The organism is Microbacterium oleivorans (assembly GCF_013389665.1).
Lineage (GTDB): Bacteria > Actinomycetota > Actinomycetes > Actinomycetales > Microbacteriaceae > Microbacterium > Microbacterium oleivorans_C.
On record NZ_CP058316.1, the window covers coordinates 1528384 to 1544245 of the forward strand.

15 protein-coding genes are annotated in these 15862 nt (G+C 69.9%); 6 read left to right on the forward strand and 9 right to left on the reverse strand.

The annotated features are described in order from the left end of the window. The first annotated feature begins 136 nt into the window (after positions 1-136). Positions 137-730 carry a hypothetical protein gene (locus HW566_RS07315; RefSeq protein WP_178011652.1) on the forward strand — a complete coding sequence of 198 codons (594 nt, stop codon included), beginning with the start codon at positions 137-139 and terminating at the stop codon, positions 728-730. Between the two features lie 41 nt (positions 731-771). Here the strand turns inward: HW566_RS07315 and HW566_RS07320 are convergent, their stop codons facing one another. The 4 genes from HW566_RS07320 to dnaK all read right to left on the reverse strand — a co-directional run bounded on the left by HW566_RS07320 (position 772) and on the right by dnaK (position 4815). Beyond that, positions 772-1206, reverse strand: a complete 435-nt coding sequence (locus HW566_RS07320) for a heat shock protein transcriptional repressor HspR (protein ID WP_178011654.1) — start codon at positions 1204-1206, stop codon at positions 772-774. An 85-nt stretch (positions 1207-1291) separates the two neighbouring features. Continuing rightward, a complete protein-coding gene (locus tag HW566_RS07325) occupies positions 1292-2296 on the reverse strand; it encodes a DnaJ C-terminal domain-containing protein (RefSeq protein WP_178011655.1) in 1005 nt (334 codons plus the stop codon). 9 nt (positions 2297-2305) lie between these two features. Further along, positions 2306-2941, reverse strand: a complete 636-nt coding sequence (locus HW566_RS07330; RefSeq protein ID WP_178011657.1) for a nucleotide exchange factor GrpE — start codon at positions 2939-2941, stop codon at positions 2306-2308. A 2-nt stretch (positions 2942-2943) separates the two neighbouring features. Then, complete coding sequence (gene dnaK / locus HW566_RS07335; RefSeq protein WP_178011659.1) at positions 2944-4815, reverse strand: molecular chaperone DnaK; 1872 nt, start codon at positions 4813-4815, stop codon at positions 2944-2946. Positions 4816-5137: 322 nt separating this feature from the next. Between dnaK and HW566_RS07340 the strand changes: the two genes are divergently transcribed. Together HW566_RS07340 and HW566_RS07345 are read left to right on the forward strand one after the other, a co-directional pair. Continuing rightward, the gene (locus tag HW566_RS07340) at positions 5138-5860 is read left to right on the forward strand and encodes a response regulator transcription factor (protein WP_178011661.1); all 723 of its coding nucleotides are present in this window, start codon (positions 5138-5140) and stop codon (positions 5858-5860) included. A gap of 130 nt (positions 5861-5990) precedes the next feature. Further along, the gene (locus HW566_RS07345) at positions 5991-7436 is read left to right on the forward strand and encodes an MFS transporter (RefSeq protein WP_178011663.1); all 1446 of its coding nucleotides are present in this window, start codon (positions 5991-5993) and stop codon (positions 7434-7436) included. Between the two features lie 27 nt (positions 7437-7463). On the opposite strand, the gene HW566_RS07350 is transcribed toward HW566_RS07345, so the two are convergent. The 3 genes from HW566_RS07350 to HW566_RS16050 all read right to left on the reverse strand — a co-directional run bounded on the left by HW566_RS07350 (position 7464) and on the right by HW566_RS16050 (position 10288). Then, positions 7464-7913, reverse strand: a complete 450-nt coding sequence (locus HW566_RS07350; RefSeq protein ID WP_178011665.1) for a GNAT family N-acetyltransferase — start codon at positions 7911-7913, stop codon at positions 7464-7466. 53 nt (positions 7914-7966) lie between these two features. Beyond that, positions 7967-9631: a BCCT family transporter gene (locus tag HW566_RS07355; RefSeq protein WP_178011667.1), complete on the reverse strand. Its 1665-nt coding sequence runs from the start codon at positions 9629-9631 to the stop codon at positions 7967-7969. A 78-nt stretch (positions 9632-9709) separates the two neighbouring features. Then, the gene (locus HW566_RS16050; protein WP_256728917.1) at positions 9710-10288 is read right to left on the reverse strand and encodes a MarR family winged helix-turn-helix transcriptional regulator; all 579 of its coding nucleotides are present in this window, start codon (positions 10286-10288) and stop codon (positions 9710-9712) included. Positions 10289-10400: 112 nt separating this feature from the next. Here HW566_RS16050 and HW566_RS07365 point away from each other — a divergent pair, with 112 nt between their 5' ends. Continuing rightward, positions 10401-11060 (forward strand): hypothetical protein, encoded by a 660-nt coding sequence (locus HW566_RS07365; protein WP_178011669.1) that lies wholly within the window; start codon positions 10401-10403, stop codon positions 11058-11060. Between the two features lie 67 nt (positions 11061-11127). On the opposite strand, the gene dcd is transcribed toward HW566_RS07365, so the two are convergent. Continuing rightward, positions 11128-11733 carry a dCTP deaminase gene (gene dcd / locus HW566_RS07370; RefSeq protein WP_178011671.1) on the reverse strand — a complete coding sequence of 202 codons (606 nt, stop codon included), beginning with the start codon at positions 11731-11733 and terminating at the stop codon, positions 11128-11130. A 168-nt stretch (positions 11734-11901) separates the two neighbouring features. Here dcd and HW566_RS07375 point away from each other — a divergent pair, with 168 nt between their 5' ends. Then, the gene (locus HW566_RS07375) at positions 11902-13080 is read left to right on the forward strand and encodes a DUF222 domain-containing protein (protein ID WP_256728918.1); all 1179 of its coding nucleotides are present in this window, start codon (positions 11902-11904) and stop codon (positions 13078-13080) included. A 288-nt stretch (positions 13081-13368) separates the two neighbouring features. On the opposite strand, the gene HW566_RS07380 is transcribed toward HW566_RS07375, so the two are convergent. After that, positions 13369-14367, reverse strand: a complete 999-nt coding sequence (locus tag HW566_RS07380) for a LacI family DNA-binding transcriptional regulator (RefSeq protein ID WP_178011672.1) — start codon at positions 14365-14367, stop codon at positions 13369-13371. Positions 14368-14552: 185 nt separating this feature from the next. Between HW566_RS07380 and HW566_RS07385 the strand changes: the two genes are divergently transcribed. Then, complete coding sequence (locus HW566_RS07385) at positions 14553-15857, forward strand: ABC transporter substrate-binding protein (RefSeq protein WP_178011674.1); 1305 nt, start codon at positions 14553-14555, stop codon at positions 15855-15857. The last annotated feature ends 5 nt before the right edge of the window (positions 15858-15862 follow it).

A 15862-nucleotide genomic window follows, 5' to 3' on the forward strand; every position in this document is an offset into this window, starting at 1 on the left:
AGGCCCAATCTGTACGGCGGTGCGCCGCCGGCTGGCGCCGACGCGGCGGCCCCGAGCTTACCCGAGCGGTCCATCCCGTTCCTGGAGGCGCCGCGAGGTTGGGGAAACCGGCCTCCGGCATCCCTAGGCTGGGGTCATGGCCCGACTCGATGCCGATGCCGATCCCGCCCGCTGGGTGGCTGTGACCGAATCCTTCGGGTTCTCGGGACGACGCGCCCGCAAGCGCGCCATCGGGATGCTGCTGGGTCAGGCGAACTCCGCCCTGGGCGGGGCGCCCCGTCCCGGCGGCCGGTTCGCCGCCTGGGCGGCGAGTCAGGCGGTCCCGGCGCTCATGCGCCGCGCGGGCGGTCGGGTGCGCGCGTGGATGTGGCGTGCCGACCCCGAACTGCTGGTGGTCCTGGCGCAGCTGCAGGAGGCGACGGCGCAGCTGCGCACCGCGCGGGCGATGATGCCGATGGAGTACGACGACACCGAGGACTTCCGTTCGCCGTACCTGGGCATGGGCGAGAAGCTCGTGATGACGCTGCCGCCCGACCCGCGCACTCCGCCCTTCGTCTCGTACACGTGGGACACCGGCAGCCACATCGTGACCCTCTCGGCCGTCTGCAGCGACCGCGAACGTGTGGGCACCGTGCTCGACGAGCTCGATCACCTCGCCCGGTCGCTCCGCATCGTCGATGACCTCACCGTCGGCGAGGCGGCCACCACGCTCCGCCTCCCGCCGGCCTGATCCGGAGCACACGTCGCTCACGCGCGCCCCGCAGCGCGGGGTCAGGCAGTGGGGGGACGGGTGTAGAGCACGATCTCGGTGGCGCGGCGGACGCGGGCGCCGTGTCGCAGCGTGACGACCGCGCCGGTCGCCCCCGCCGCGAAGACCCGCGCTCCGGGGCGCTGCTGCCGCTCGTCCCGCAACCGCTGATCGAGCTCGCGCACCTCGCGCCGCAGCGACGCGACCTCGTTCTCGAGCTCGAGGATGCGGGTGATGGCCGGCAGGCTGATGCCGTCGGCAGACATCCGAGCGACTTCGCGCAGCTGTCGGATGTGTCGCAGCGAATACCGTCGCGAACCGCCCTGCGTGCGGCCGGGGACCACGAGCCCGAGCCGGTCGTACTGGCGCAGGGTCTGCGCGTGCATGCCGGCGAGTTCGGCGGCAGCGGCGATCGCGAAGATCGGCGCCTCCTCGTCGATGTCGTCGTCGTCGGACATCTGGGCTCACCTCCGGGTGGGTCGATCCTGCCGGCCGGCGGGCGGGGCTCCGTGGACCGGATGCCGCCTGCCGGCCGGTGGGGGGTCAGCTTCGCGCCTTGCCCATGAGGTCGGCGCGGGGGTTCTCCTTGGGCTCGAGCTCGGCGAAGCGCTCGAGCGCGGCCCGGGCGTCTTCGTCGAGGTGTGCGGGGACGGCGACCTGGACCTCGGCGAGCAGGTCGCCGGTGCCCTTGGCGGTGCTGACGCCTCGCCCCTTGACGCGGAGCACCCGGCCCGACGGGGTGCCGGGGGCGACGCGCAGCTTGACGGGGTCGCCACCCAGGGTGGGCACCTCGATCGTCGCGCCGAGGGCCGCCTCGGTGAACGTGATCGGAACCACGACGCGCAGGTTGAGCCCCTCGCGGGTGAACACCGGGTGCGGACGAACCGTCACCGAGACCACGATGTCGCCCGATTCGCCACCGTCGGGCGAGGGACGCCCGCGGCCGCGCAGCCGGATCTTCTGACCGTCCGCCACGCCCGCCGGCACCTTGACCTTGAATGGCTTGCCGTCCTCGCCCTGCAGCGTGACGGTGTCGCCGCGCACGGCGGTGGCGAAGTCGAGCGTCGTGCGCGCGGTCACATCTGCCCCGCGCTGCGGGCCGCCGAAGCCCTGGAACCCCCCGGTCGAGCGACCGAAGCCGCCCGTTCCGAAGCGTCCCGAGCGACCGCTCTGCTGGTTGAACATCGCGAAGATGTCGTCGAAGTCGGCGCCGCGGGCACCGGCGCCGCCACGGGCTCCCTGGTTGAACGCGCTGAACACGTCCTCGAAGCCGCCGGCGCCCTGGCCACCCGCGGTGAAGCGGGCGTTGCCCGCTCCCATCGCCCGGATCTGGTCGTACTCGGCGCGCTGCTCCTTGTCGGAGAGCACGGAGTACGCCTCGCTGATCTCCTTGAACTTCGATTCGGCGACAGGGTCACCCTGCGTCGAGTCGGGGTGGTACGTGCGCGCCAGCTTCCGGTAGGTCTTCTTCAGGTCGCTGTCGGAGACGTCCTTCGTGACGCCCAGCACCTGGTAGAAGTCCTTGTCGAACCAGTCCTGACTGGCCATGGCTGCCTCCTATTCGGCCGGCACGGCGACGACGACCTTCGCCGGACGCAGCTCGATGCTCCCGAGGCGATAGCCGACCTCGACGACCTCGAGGATCGTCGGCTCGGCCGTGCCCGGGGTGGGCGCCTGGAAGATCGCCTCGTGCTGCTGCGGGTCGAACGCGTCGCCCGCGGCGCCGTAGGTCTCGACGCCCAGGCGCGAGACGACGGCGCGCAGCTTGTCGGCGATCGCCGCGAGGGGCGAGCCTTCGGTGAGGTCGCCGTGCTTGTCGGCGCGGTCTAGGTCGTCGAGCACGGGAAGCAGCCCCTTGGCTACCGAGCCCTTGGCGCGCTCGATCTCGACCTCGCGCTGCTCCTCGGTGCGCCGCCGGTAGTTGGCGTACTCGGCCTGCACCCGCTTCAGGTCGAGCACGAGGTCGTGCTCGTCGGCCGGCGCCTCGGCGACGGCGGCCTCGTCGGACTGCGCCGCACCGAGGATGTCGTCGATCGTGAGCTCGTCGTCGGCTCCGGCGCCATCCCGGGCACCGGCGTCGTCGGCCGACACCGTGTCCTCCTGCGCGTCAGGGTCGGAGACCTGAGCCTCCGACCCCTCCTCGCCGAGGACCTCGTCGTTGCCGTTGGGCTCTTCGAAGTCCTTGTTCGTCATGGTTACTTCTTCTCGTCCTCGTCTTCGACGACCTCGGCGTCGACGACATCCTCATCGGATGCCGCCGCTCCGGCGGCGTCGTCGGCCGGGGCGTCGGTCGGCGCGCTCTGCGCCTGGTCGGCCTGACCCTGTGCGTAGATCGCCTCGCCGAGCTTGCCCTGCGATGCGTTGAGCTTGTCGAACGCCGTCTTCACCGCGTCGTCGTCATCGCCCGCGAGCGCGGTCTTGAGCGCGTCGACGTCGGCCTGGACCTCGGTCTTGACGTCCTCGGGCAGCTTGTCGGCGTTGTCGGCGATGAGCTTCTCGATGGAGTACGAGAGGGTCTCGGCCTGGTTGCGCACCTCGGCGGCCTCACGACGCTTCTTGTCCTCGGCGGCGTGCTCCTCGGCCTCGCGCACCATGCGCTCGATGTCGTCCTTGGGCAGCGACGAGCCGCCGGTGATCGTCATCGACTGCTCCTTGCCGGTGCCCTTGTCCTTCGCCGAGACGTGCACGATGCCGTTCGCGTCGATGTCGAAGGTCACCTCGACCTGCGGGACCCCGCGCGGCGCCGGGGCGATGCCGGTGAGCTCGAAGGTGCCCAGCGGCTTGTTGTCGCGCGTGAAGTCGCGCTCGCCCTGGAACACCTGGATCGCGACCGACGGCTGGTTGTCGTCGGCGGTCGTGAAGGTCTCGCTGCGCTTGGTCGGGATGGCCGTGTTGCGCTCGATGAGCTTGGTCATGATGCCGCCCTTGGTCTCGATGCCGAGGCTCAGGGGGGTGACGTCGATGAGGAGGACGTCCTTGCGCTCGCCCTTGAGGACGCCGGCCTGCAGGGCGGCGCCGACGGCGACGACCTCGTCCGGGTTCACGCCCTTGTTGGGCTCCTTGCCGGCTTCCTTCTTCACGAGCTCGCTCACGGCGGGCATACGCGTGGAGCCGCCCACGAGGACCACGTGGTCGATGTCGCCGACCTTGATGCCGGCCTCGCGGATGACGTCCTCGAACGGCTTCTTGGTGCGGTCGAGGAGGTCCTTGGTGAGGTCCTCGAACTTCGCACGCGACAGCGTCTCCGACAGCGACACGGGGCCCGAGTCGGTCAGCGACAGGTACGGCAGGTTGATCGAGGTCGACTGCGAGCTGGAGAGCTCCTTCTTCGCCTGCTCGGCGGCCTCCTTGAGGCGCTGCAGCGCGATCTTGTCACCCGAGACATCGACACCGGTGGTGTCCTTGAACTGCTTGATCAGGTACTCCACGACGCGCTGGTCCCAGTCGTCACCACCGAGACGGTTGTCACCGGCGGTGGAACGCACCTGGATGGTGGAGAAGTCGTCGTCCTTGCCCACCTCGAGCAGCGAGACGTCGAACGTACCGCCACCGAGGTCGAAGACGAGGATGAGCTCGTCCTCCTTGCCCTTGTCGAGACCGTACGCGAGCGCGGCCGCGGTGGGCTCGTTGATGATGCGCAGGACGTTCAGACCCGCGATCTCGCCGGCCTCCTTCGTGGCCTGGCGCTCGGCGTCGTTGAAGTAGGCGGGGACGGTGATGACCGCGTCGGTGACCGTGTCGCCGAGGTACTGCTCGGCATCGCGCTTCAGCTTCTGCAGGATGCGAGCCGAGATCTCCTGGGGCGTGTAGGCCTTGCCGTCGATGGCCTGGGTCTTCCAGTCGGTGCCCATGTGACGCTTGACCGAGGTCAGCGTGCGGTCGACGTTGGTGACGGCCTGGCGCTTGGCGGTCTCGCCGACGAGCACCTCGCCGTCCTTGGTGAACGCGACGACCGAGGGGGTCGTGCGGAGCCCTTCGGCGTTGGCGATGACCTTCGGCTCGCCACCCTCGAGGACGGCGACGACGGAGTTCGTCGTCCCCAGGTCGATACCCACTGCACGTGCCATGAGCTGTCTCCTTACTTGCGGTTCTGTGGATCGGAAGTCTGCGGCGGCCCAACCTGAGCCGCGTTGACTCAACCGTACTCCGCACCACCCGCTGTGTCAAACGAAGTTGAGTCGAGCCGTGTCAAGTTTTTCGACGTGACAAGAGTGACCCCGTACTGAGTGAATGCTGAGCAATCGCGCCTCCCGGAGAGGTGATACTCCCAGGCTCGGAAAATATGCTGAGTCCACCGATGTCAAGAAGCGTGCACCCGAACTCGCCTCTCGACGATCTCGTGCCTCCGGTGGCTGGTCGTCGAGCGTTCTCGCACGCCGGAATGCGGTCATGACCCGCACCGTGGTCGTCATCGAGGACGACGACGACCTGCGCCGACTCCTGACCCAGACGCTGGAACAGCACGGCTTCGCCGTACACGCCTTCCGCGACGGCCCCTCCGGCGTGGATGCCGTCCGCCTCCTGCGCCCCGATCTGACCACCGTCGACGTGAGGCTCGACGGCATCGACGGATTCGAGGCGGTGCGCCGCATCCGCGCCTTCCACGACGGCTACATCCTCATCATCAGCGCGATTGAAGACGAGACGGCCACCGTCGAAGGCTTCCGCAGCGGTGCCGACGACTACGTCGTGAAGCCGTGGCGGCCCTACGAGCTGCGCGCTCGGATCGACGCCCTGATGCGGCGGCCCCGCAGCATCCAGGCGACCGACCCCGCGGGCTCCGCCTGGCTCGACGCAGGCGCTCTGCGGCTGAACCCGGGATCCCGTCGAGCCGAGCTCGACGGCGAGGGAATCGAGCTCACCCGCTCGGAGTTCGATGTGCTGCAGGCGCTCATGCAGCGGCCCGGCGACGTGATCGAGAAGTCGTGGATCGCCCTCATGCTGCGTCGCCAGAGCGGGACCCACGGCGACCACGTCAGCGCGCACGACCTGCATGCCGTCGAGGTGCACATGATGAACCTGCGGCGCAAGCTCGGCGACGACGGCCGCTCGGGCCGATGGATCGAGACCGTGCGAGGCATCGGCTACCGCTTCGCGCGACCCTCCGACTGACACTCCGCGCGCCGATCCGCGAAAACCCGCCGGCGCTCGCATCGACGGATACGCTGACCCCGTCGCGACGACGCGAAACCGCCGCTCGGGCGGCACCGAGTGTTCACGGAGAGGTCCTAGCGTGCCCCGCATGTCACCCGACACGAATCCCGCCGGTCACGGGCCCACCCCCGCACCCGGCGTGCCCGTTCCTCCCACCGCCGCCCGCACGCAGGCGCTCGGCCGCATCCCCGACGTGCGCGAGCACGGCGACGACCGACCGGTCCCCCGACGCACGGTCATCTCGTGGGCGCTGTGGGATTGGGCGACGCAGCCGTTCAACTCGGTCATCCTGACCTTCGTCTTCGCCTCGCTGTTCCTCGTCTCCGACTCCTTCCTGCCCGCCGACATCGCCGCCCTCGCCGACTCCGATCCGGTCAAGGAGGCCGCGATCGCCGAGCTGGCGAGCGGGTACGGCATCGCCTCGACGGCAGCGGGCATCCTGATCCTGCTGCTCGCGCCGGTGCTCGGGCAGACCGCCGACCGCTCCGGCCGCAAGAAGCGATGGCTCGGCGTGTTCACCGTGCTGCTCGCCCTCGTGCAGTTCTCACTGTTCTTCACCTTCGCCGACCCGGCGTACTTCTGGTACGGCGCGATCGTGTTGTCCCTGGGCGCCGTCGTGTCGGAGATCGCCGGCGTGAACTACAACGCGATGCTCGTCGAGGTCTCGACCCCGCGCACCATCGGACGGGTGAGCGGCCTCGGGTGGGGCCTGGGCTACATCGGCGGCATCATCGCGCTCGCCATCGTCGTCGGCCTCACGTTCGCCGACTGGTTCGGCCTGGACACCAGCAACGGCCTGGCCTACCGCCTCATCGCCGTCGGCTGCGGCGTATGGACCCTGGTCTTCGCCATCCCGCTCCTGGTCAACGTTCCCGAGAGCCCCGCTCCCGCGGGCGCGAAGCGCGTCGGGTTCTTCGCGGGCTACGTCCACCTGGTCAAGGACATCGCGCGACTGTGGCGCACCGAGCGCCCCACGTTCTGGTTCCTGCTCGCCAGCGCGGTCTACCGCGACGGGCTCGCGGGCGTGTTCGCCTTCGGCGGTGTGCTGGCGGCCCGGGCCTTCGGCTTCACGACGACCGAGGTCATGGTCTTCGGCATCGCTGCGAACCTCGTCGCCGGCGCCTCGACCATCGTCGCCGGACGCTTCGACGACCGCTTCGGCGCGCGCGCCGTCATCATCGCGACCCTCTCGGGCCTCATCGGCGTCGCGGTGCTGCTGCTCGTGCTGCAGGACGCCGGATCGATCGTGTTCTGGGTGGCGGGGCTCGTGCTATCGGCGTGCGTCGGGCCCGCCCAGGCGGCGAGCCGGTCGCTGCTGGCACGCGTGACGCCGCCGGGGATGCAGGGCGAGATCTTCGGCCTCTACGCCACGACCGGACGGGTCGCGAGCTTCCTGTCGCCCGCGATGTGGGCGCTGTTCATCAGCCTGTTCGGAGCGATCATCTGGGGTGTCCTCGGTATCGCCGTCGTGCTGCTGCTGGGCCTCGTACTGCTGCTGTTCGTGCGGCTCCCGCCGCAGGGCCGCGAGCGCTGACCGGACGGCGCAGCGCGACAGCGCCTGTCAGCGACCCGTGCGTCGCATCGGGACGTGCGGGATGTCGTCCTCCGCGAACTCGGGTCCGCTGACCTCGAACCCGAAGCGCCCGTACCAGCCGGCGAGGTGCTTCTGCGCGTCGAGGTCGATCGGCGCGCCGGGCCGGCGCTCACCGGAACGCGCCACCGCGGCGCGCATGAGGTCGGCCGACAACCCGCGCCCGCGAGCGTGGGCTACCGTCGCGACGCGTCCGATGCGCGACACCCCGCCCGCGTCCTCCAGCAGGCGCAGCGTCGCCACGACCCTGCCCTCGTCCTCGATCCAGAACAGCTCGGTGCCCGGCTCGAGATCGCGTCCGTCGAGCTCGGGGTAGGCGGCCCGCTGCTCGACGACGAAGACGCTCACGCGCAGCCACAGGATGCGGTAGAGGGTCTCAGCCGGGACGTCGGGCAGGCGGGCGGAAGACACCGTGGGCATCCTGCCAGCCTACGGCCGACGGTCCGGTGCCCGGCTCCGCGGCTTCGGGTGGATCAGCCGCGTCGCCCGAGCCACGGGAAGCGCACACCGCGCTCGTTGGGCTCCTCGACATCGAGACCGTAGTGGTCGCCGATCCGCTCGATGAACTGCGCCCGTTCGGCGCGCGCGTAGGCGCGTCGTTCCCGTTGGAACGCGAGCACGGTGGCCCAGCACATCAGCAGCATCACGATCGAGAACGGCAGCGCGATGAGGATCGCGGCCGTCTGCAGCGCCTCCAGCCCGCCCGCGAGCAGAAGTGCACTCGCGAGAGCCGCGGTGGTCAGCACGAAGAAGACGCGAACCCAGCGGGGCGGTTCGGGGTTGCCGCCGGTGGCGATCATGCCCATGACGAGCGCTCCCGAGTCGGCCGACGTCACGAAGAACACGGCGATCAGCACGATGGCACCGATCGTCAGCGCACCGCCGGCGGGGAGCCCGTCGAGCAGCTGGAAGAGCGCGCCCTGCAGATTCACCGTGCCGTCGGCCGCGAGCATGGACCCCGGGTTCGCGAGCTCCTGGAACAGTGCCGAACCGCCGAGAACGGCGAACCAGAGGATGCCGATCATCGTGGGCACGAGCAGCACACCGGCGACGAACTGCCGCACGGTTCGCCCCTTGCTGACACGCGCGATGAAGATCCCCACGAAGGGCGCCCACGAGATCCACCAGCCCCAGTAGAACGAGGTCCAGGATGCCTGCCATTCTTCGCCCGCCGCGCCCTGGAACGCGCTGACGGTGAAGGAGAGCCCGACGAAGTTCTGGATGTACGCGCCGATCGACTGCACCCATTCACGCAAGAGGTACTGCGTCGGGCCGACGACCAGAAGGAAGACCAAGAGCAGGCCGGCGACGATGAGGTTGAAGTTCGACAACCATTTCATGCCCTTGGTCACTCCCGAGAGCACCGAAAGGAGGACGAACACCGTGACGATGGCGATCAGGCCGATGAGCATGGGATCGCTCATCTCGGGCAACCCGACGAACTCCAGCCCCGATCCCATCTGCAGCACGCCCAGCCCGAGCGAGGTCGCCACACCGAACAGCGTGCCGACGAGCGCCACGACGTCGATGATGTTGCCCGCCGCACCACGGACCCGGTTACCCAGCAGCGGCTCGAGCGCCCAGCGGATCGAGATCGGGCGGCGGCGGCGGTGGATGGCATAGGCGAGCGCAAGACCGACCACGACGTACATCGCCCAGGCATGGACCCCCCAATGCAGATAGGTCTGCGTGAGAGCTCCCTGCGCCAGCTGCTCGGGCGTTCCGGTCACACCGGGGCGCGGGTCGACGAAGTGGCTGAGCGGCTCGCTGACGCCGTAGAAGACGAGACCGATCCCCATGCCGGCCGCGAACAGCAACGAGAACCAGGAGCCCGTCGAGAACTCCGGCTCGTCGTCGTCGCGTCCGAGCTTGATGTCGCCGAAACGGCTGAAGCCCACGAAGAGCGCGAAGCCGACGAAGAAGGCCGCGATCAGCACGTAGTACCAGTTGAACGAGTCGACGATCGAGGTCTGGATCGCGCCGAAGAACGACTCCGCGGTCGCGGGGAAGATGATCGCGAAGGCGCTGAACCCCACGATGACGACCGCGGCGGGCCAGAACACCCAGCGGGCGATCGTGCCCGGGGTGGACACCGCGGCGATACGTACGGCGGGAGAGGGTTGGTTCTCGGTGCTCACCGAACCAGGGTGGCAGGCTCGCCCCGCAGGACCAAGCGCTCGCCGACGCTTGCCCCCGACGGGGGGAACGGGTAACGGTCAGCGGCGCGGCCAGGCGTCGGCGAGCTTGCCGAGCAGTCGAGCGAGCTCGGCGCGCTCGACGTCGGAGAAGTCCGCGAGGGCGCCGCCGAGCGCGGCGCGACGCTCGCCGCGCACTCCCTGAGCGAGACGGCGGCCCGCGTCGGTCAGCGCGATGCGGGTGCGCCGCGCGTCGTCGGGGTCGGCCTCGCGGCGGACGAGATCGAGCTCGACGGCCTGCTGCACGAGGCGCGACGCGCGTGGCTGGTCGACGCCGATGGCCTCGCCGATGGCGCTGACGCTCAGCGGATCGGGCGCCGCGGCCAGCGCCTCGAGCATGCGCAGTCGGGCGAGCCCCGCCATCCGCCCGCGCCCCTCTCCCGGCGCGCCGCCCGAACCGAAGGGGCCGCGTCCACCGTGCGCGCCGAAGGGTCCGCCGAAGCCCGCGTGATGGTGCCGCGGCCCGTCGTGTGGTCCGCGATGGGCCTGCCCGTCCGGGCCCCGGCCCTCGCCGGCCCCGGGGCCGAAGCGGCGCAGGCCGCGCAGCCGCGAGAGCGCCTCGGCGATCGCATCGATCTGGGAATCGTCGGGGTCGGCCATGCTCCGAGAATACATGCGAGTTGACATGCATCCTCGTCCCATGTCATAGTGCATGCACATGCAAAATGACATACATCCGGTGCCGGATCGACCGGCCCACGAGAGGAACACCATGACCACCCACGACACGACCACACAGAACACGACCCCCGACCGCTCGCTGCGCTTCTGGATGCGCGCGGCACACTCCGCCTTCGCGGCCGAGCTCGCCCGAGTGCTCGCCGACGAAGGGCTCGATCGACGCGACTGGGCGGTGCTCGGCGCCCTGACGGGCGAACACGCCTTCCCCGGTCTCGACGAGCGGGTGCAGCGGGGCGGCAAGCGCGTCCGGGCCCTCGCCGCGCGCGGCTGGGCGATCGAGGCCGACGGCCGCTGGGTCGCCACCGACGAGGGACGCCGCGAACGCGACCGCATCCACGTTCTCGTCAGCGAGGTGCGCGGCCGCGCGAGCGGTGCGGTCTCGGACGACGAGTTCGCCACGACGGTCGCCTCGCTCGAGAAGATCGCACGGTCCCTCGGCTGGGACGAGAGCACGCCGCGCGACTGCGGACCCCGCGGACGCCACGGCTTCGGACACGGGCGCGGCTTCGGTCCGCGCCTGGGCGGGTTCGGCGGCTTCCGCTCCGGCTTCGGCCCGGAGCGCGGTGAACACCCGCACGGTGAGCACCCGCACGGTGAGCACCCGCACGGTGAGCACCCGCGTCTCCGCGGCGAGCGCGCGTTCGAGCGCGGCTTCACCGCCGGCTTCCGCGCGGGTCGCGACGCCGCCTGACGCGACGCCTGCACGCGTGCGACCCCGGGGCCTCGCCTCGGGATCGCACGCGTTCCCGGGCTCGGCCTCAGGCCCCGCGCGAACCGGCGTCGATCGTGCCGACGTCGGTGCGGTGGAAGTTCTGGAACGATCGCGAGGCCGTCGGCCCGCGCTGCCCCTGGTAGCGGTTGCCGTAGGGGCCCGAGCCGTACGGGTTCTCGCTGGCCGACGTGAGCTGGAAGAAGCACAGCTGCCCGATCTTCATCCCGGGCCAGAGCTTGATGGGCAGCGTCGCCACGTTGGCGAGCTCGAGCGTGACGTGCCCGGAGAAGCCCGGATCGATGAAGCCCGCCGTCGAGTGCGTGATGAGGCCGAGGCGCCCGAGCGAGGACTTTCCCTCGAGCCGCGCCGCGACGTCGTCGGCGAGCGAGACCTGCTCGAAGGTCGACCCGAGCGCGAACTCCCCCGGATGCAGGATGAACGGCTCGCCGGGATCGACCTCGATGAGCCGGGTGAGCTCGGGCTGATCCTGCGCCGGGTCGATGAAGGGGTACTTGTGATTGTCGAAGAGCCGGAAGTAGCGATCCAACCGCACATCGACGCTCGAGGGCTGCACCATCGCCGCATCCCACGGGTCGAGGCCGATGCGGCCCTGGTCGATACCGGCACGGATGTCGCGATCACTCAGCAGCACGCTCACAGCCTAGGGCCGCGGCCCCGGGCGGCCTACGCCTGCCGCCACCGACGCTTCGGGAGACGTGACATTCGAGACGGTTCCTCCCGCGATGAACCCGACGAGCAGCTCTCAACATCCGTTGAAATGAACGATGGTCATGTCGCAACCCCTTGCCAGAATGGGAACATGCAGGCGAACGACGCGACGAGCGCGACGGGGCGCGACGACTCGCCCCACGACGCCGCGCTCGCGAGCTACGACGCCGCTCTACGTCTCGCACACGCAGGGCAGATCGCTTCGATACGCGCTCTCGCCGAGCTGGGCCGGTCGGCGTTGCGGGAAGCCCGACGCGAGAGCATCCGCGGAATGGCCTCCGACATGGAGCTGCGGTCGGTCGCTGCAGAAGCGGCCGGGATGGCCCGCAGCTCGGACCGGCGATTGCAGTCCGAGATCGACCACGCCATGACTGTGGTGGACGACTACCCCACCGTCTTCACGGCGTGGGAGGAACGACGGATCACCCGCGAACACGTCGATGTCGTCGTGAAAGTCGGGACCGTCGTACCCGAGGACCTACGGCCGGAGTTCGAGGTCGCGGCGGTCGCCGTGTGCGAGCGGGACATTGCGACCCGGGTGCGGGAGCCGTTGCGGGCGTTGGCGGAGAAGCTCCACCATCGCCCGTTCACCGAGCGTCACCGTGAGGCTGCCGCGCAGCGATGCGTGCGAGTCGTTCACGATGCGGACGGCATGTCGACGGTGACGGCGACCGTCCCGACGGTGCTCGCCACGGGGATGATCGACCGCCTCACCCAGATCGCACAGACCGTCAAGGATGCGCGCGGTGGGGATTCGGGCGCGGCCTTCGGGATCGACTCCGCACCTCAGCTCGACGCGCGGACGATGGATCAACTCCGCGCTGACGCGCTCACCGACCTGGTTCTCGGCGGAGCACCCGTCGTCGATCCCGCCTCCGGGAGCGACGGCGCCGGGCCGCTGGGTGCGATCCGGGCGCGCGTGCAGGTCGTCATCACCGCCGACACCCTCGCCGGCAAGGACGAGCACCCTGCCGAAGCCGTCGGGGCGGCGCTCGTCGACGCGCAGACGGTGCGGGAACTCGCCGCGCAGACCACCACGTGGGACCGTCTCTTCATCGGCCCGGTCAGCCGCACCCCGGTGGAGATCGACACGTACCGGCCCACCGCCGCCATGTCCCGGCTCCTGAAGGCCCGGGACCAGCACTGCCGATTCCCGGGATGCCGGCGGGCCGCCATCCGGTCGAGATCGACCACACCGTCGACTACGCCCACGGCGGCCACACCCACATCTTCAACCTCGCCCACCTGTGCCAGAGACACCACTCGATGAAGCAATTCACCACCTGGCACGTCCGACAAGTCGGCGGCGGAGTCCTCGAGTGGACCTCGCCTTCGGGGCGGGTTTACCGCGAAGACGTGCCGATACCGGCGGTCTGCTTCACCACCGACATCGCCGATTCACCACCGAGAGCCGGCACCGGCGGACCGCCCGACCCGCCGCCCTTCTGACCTCCCACGATTCATCCGGCTCATCGCGCGTCGGGACCGCCACTGCGGCGCGCCCTTCCGAGTCAGCGAGCGACAAGCCGCAAGCCGCCGACCACATGCCAGGTGTCGCTCACGCGGGCGGCGCAGTGGTCTGCCGGGCGATGAGCTTCGTGGGAAGGCGCAGGTGCGTCGCCGAGGGTTCGTCACCGCGCATCAAGGCGAGCAGCAACTGCGCGGCCGCCGCCCCCAGACGCCCCATCGGCTGGCGCACGGTCGTGAGGGGGGTCGACAGGCGCGTCGCCTCGGGGATGTCGTCGAACCCGACGATCGACAGATCGCGCGGCACGTCGAGACCGAGCTCGGCGGCGACCTGCAGGATCGCGATCGCCGACACGTCGTTCGCGGCGAACACCGCCGTGGGCCGCCGCGGCGACGACAACATGTCGATCGCGACCTCGCGCACGGTCGCCTCGCGGTACCGCCCCGAACCGACGAACGACGGGTCGAAGGCGATGCCGGCGTCGGCGAGGGCGCGCCGATAGCCGGCATCTCGCGCGATGGACGAGCGCAGGTCGGCACGACCGGCGATGTAGCCGATCCGGGTGTGACCGAGCTCGATCAGATACGACGTGGCCTCGCGCGCGCCGCCGAAGCTGTCGCTCTCGACCGTCGGCACGTCGGCGGGACCGGTGTGCGGATCGATGGCGACCAGCGGCACATCGGTGCTCGCGTTGACCACCGTGGGCGTGACCATGATGGCTCCGTCGATCAGCGTGCCGCTCAGCCGCGACAGGGACCTCCGCTCCCACCCCTCCTCATCGCCGCGAGAGCCCGAGTAGGCGAGGAGGTCGTAGCTGGTGTCGCGGAGCGCCTCGCCCACACCCTTGAGGATCTCCGCACTGAACGGCTCGAAGTCCGCGACGAGCACGCCGATGACCCCCGTCGAACGGGACCGCATGCTGCTGGCGATGAGGCTCGACTCGTAGCCGAGATCGGCGACGGCGGTCATGACCGCGTCGACGGTCCTCTTCGCCACGCCGTACCTCCCGTTGACGGCCTTCGAGACCGTCGAGACCGACACCCCCGCACGCGCGGCGACATCGTGGATCGTCGGACGGCGGCGGGTCATGCTCGCATGCTAGCCGGATGGAAACCGTTTTCGAAAACGTTTGACACCGCTTTGTTGCCCGCGCAAACTTTCGGTGTCCGACAGCACCAGCGATGTCCGACGACAGTGAGCATCGTCGCTCCGTGATCCGTCACCGCGACCGTGCTCCCGGCAGATATCCGCTCGATGAAGAGAGAAGGAATCACATGGCACGCACGAGAACGACGCGGCGCACGGCCGCCGCAGCCGCCGCGGTCTTCGCGGTGAGCGCCCTGGCGCTCACCGCCTGCAGCGGCACCGCCGAGGGCGGCAGCGGCGACGGCACCGTGGAGATGACGCTCTGGCAGAACTCCACCACCGGTGACGGGCAGCAGTTCTGGGAGGACGCGATCGCGGCCTTCGAGGCCGAGAACGACAACGTCACGATCACGATGCAGTCCGTCCAGAACGAGGACCTCGACGGCAAGCTCCAGACCGCGCTGAACGCGGGCGACGCTCCCGACATCTTCCTGCAGCGCGGCGGCGGCAAGATGGCGGCGATGGTGCAGGCCGGGCAGCTGATGGACCTGACCGACCGCATCGGCGATACCGCACGCGAGGAGATCTCGGAGGGCTCGTTCAAGGCCGAGACCTATCAGGACAAGGTCTGGGCGATGCCGCTCGCCGTGCTCCCGAGCGGTTTCTGGTACAGCTCGGACCTGTTCGCACAGGCCGGCGTGACACAGCCCCCGACCACGATCACCGAGCTCGAGGGCGTCGTCGGTCAGCTCGAGGATGCCGGCATCGCTCCGGTGGCCCTCGGGGGCAAGGACGCCTGGCCCGCCGCGCACTGGTTCTACAACTTCGCGCTGCGCGAATGCAGCCCCGCCACGATCGAGGAGACCGGCGACTCGAAGGACTTCAGCGACGCGTGCTGGCTGAAGTCCGCCGAGAACCTCGCCGATTTCGCGGCCCTCGAGCCGTTCAACGAGGGGTTCCTGACCACCTCGGCCCAGCAGGGCGCCGGAAGCAGCGCGGGCCTCATCGCCAACCACCAGGCGGGCATGGAGCTCATGGGCGCCTGGAACCCGGGCGTCATCGCCTCGCTCACCCCCGATGAGCAGCCGCTCCGCGACCTGGCCTGGTTCCCGTTCCCCGAGCTGTCGGGCGGCGAAGGAGAGCCGGGATCGATCATGGGTGGTGTCGACGGATACTCGTGCTCGGCCGATGCCCCCGCCGAGTGCGCCGACTTCCTCAACTTCCTCGCCACGGCCGACCAGCAGGAGGCGTACTACCGCGCCTTCAGCGCACCGCCCGTCAACACCGTCGCGCAGAGCGCGGTCGAGGAGGAGTACCTGCAGGATGTGCTCGCCGCGTACAACGAGGCCCCGTTCGTGTCGCAGTGGCTCGACACCGTCCTCGGGCAGAACGTCGGCAACGCGCTGAACGTGGCCGTGGTCGATCTGCTGGCCGGCAAGAGCTCGCCCGAGCAGATGATCCAGTCGGTCTCCGACGCCGCGAAGAAGGGCTGACCCGG

Excerpts from the sequence above, each read along its gene's own strand:
- HW566_RS07315 (WP_178011652.1), top strand. The coding sequence starts at position 137 with ATGGCCCGACTCGATGCCGATGCCGATCCCGCCCGCTGGGTGGCTGTG.
- HW566_RS07320 (WP_178011654.1), bottom strand. The coding sequence starts at position 1,206 with ATGTCCGACGACGACGACATCGACGAGGAGGCGCCGATCTTCGCGATC.
- HW566_RS07325 (WP_178011655.1), bottom strand. The coding sequence starts at position 2,296 with ATGGCCAGTCAGGACTGGTTCGACAAGGACTTCTACCAGGTGCTGGGC.
- HW566_RS07330 (WP_178011657.1), bottom strand. The coding sequence starts at position 2,941 with ATGACGAACAAGGACTTCGAAGAGCCCAACGGCAACGACGAGGTCCTC.
- dnaK (WP_178011659.1), bottom strand. The coding sequence starts at position 4,815 with ATGGCACGTGCAGTGGGTATCGACCTGGGGACGACGAACTCCGTCGTC.
- HW566_RS07340 (WP_178011661.1), top strand. The coding sequence starts at position 5,138 with ATGACCCGCACCGTGGTCGTCATCGAGGACGACGACGACCTGCGCCGA.
- HW566_RS07345 (WP_178011663.1), top strand. The coding sequence starts at position 5,991 with ATGTCACCCGACACGAATCCCGCCGGTCACGGGCCCACCCCCGCACCC.
- HW566_RS07350 (WP_178011665.1), bottom strand. The coding sequence starts at position 7,913 with ATGCCCACGGTGTCTTCCGCCCGCCTGCCCGACGTCCCGGCTGAGACC.
- HW566_RS16050 (WP_256728917.1), bottom strand. The coding sequence starts at position 10,288 with ATGGCCGACCCCGACGATTCCCAGATCGATGCGATCGCCGAGGCGCTC.
- HW566_RS07365 (WP_178011669.1), top strand. The coding sequence starts at position 10,401 with ATGACCACCCACGACACGACCACACAGAACACGACCCCCGACCGCTCG.
- HW566_RS07375 (WP_256728918.1), top strand. The coding sequence starts at position 11,902 with ATGCAGGCGAACGACGCGACGAGCGCGACGGGGCGCGACGACTCGCCC.
- HW566_RS07380 (WP_178011672.1), bottom strand. The coding sequence starts at position 14,367 with ATGACCCGCCGCCGTCCGACGATCCACGATGTCGCCGCGCGTGCGGGG.
- HW566_RS07385 (WP_178011674.1), top strand. The coding sequence starts at position 14,553 with ATGGCACGCACGAGAACGACGCGGCGCACGGCCGCCGCAGCCGCCGCG.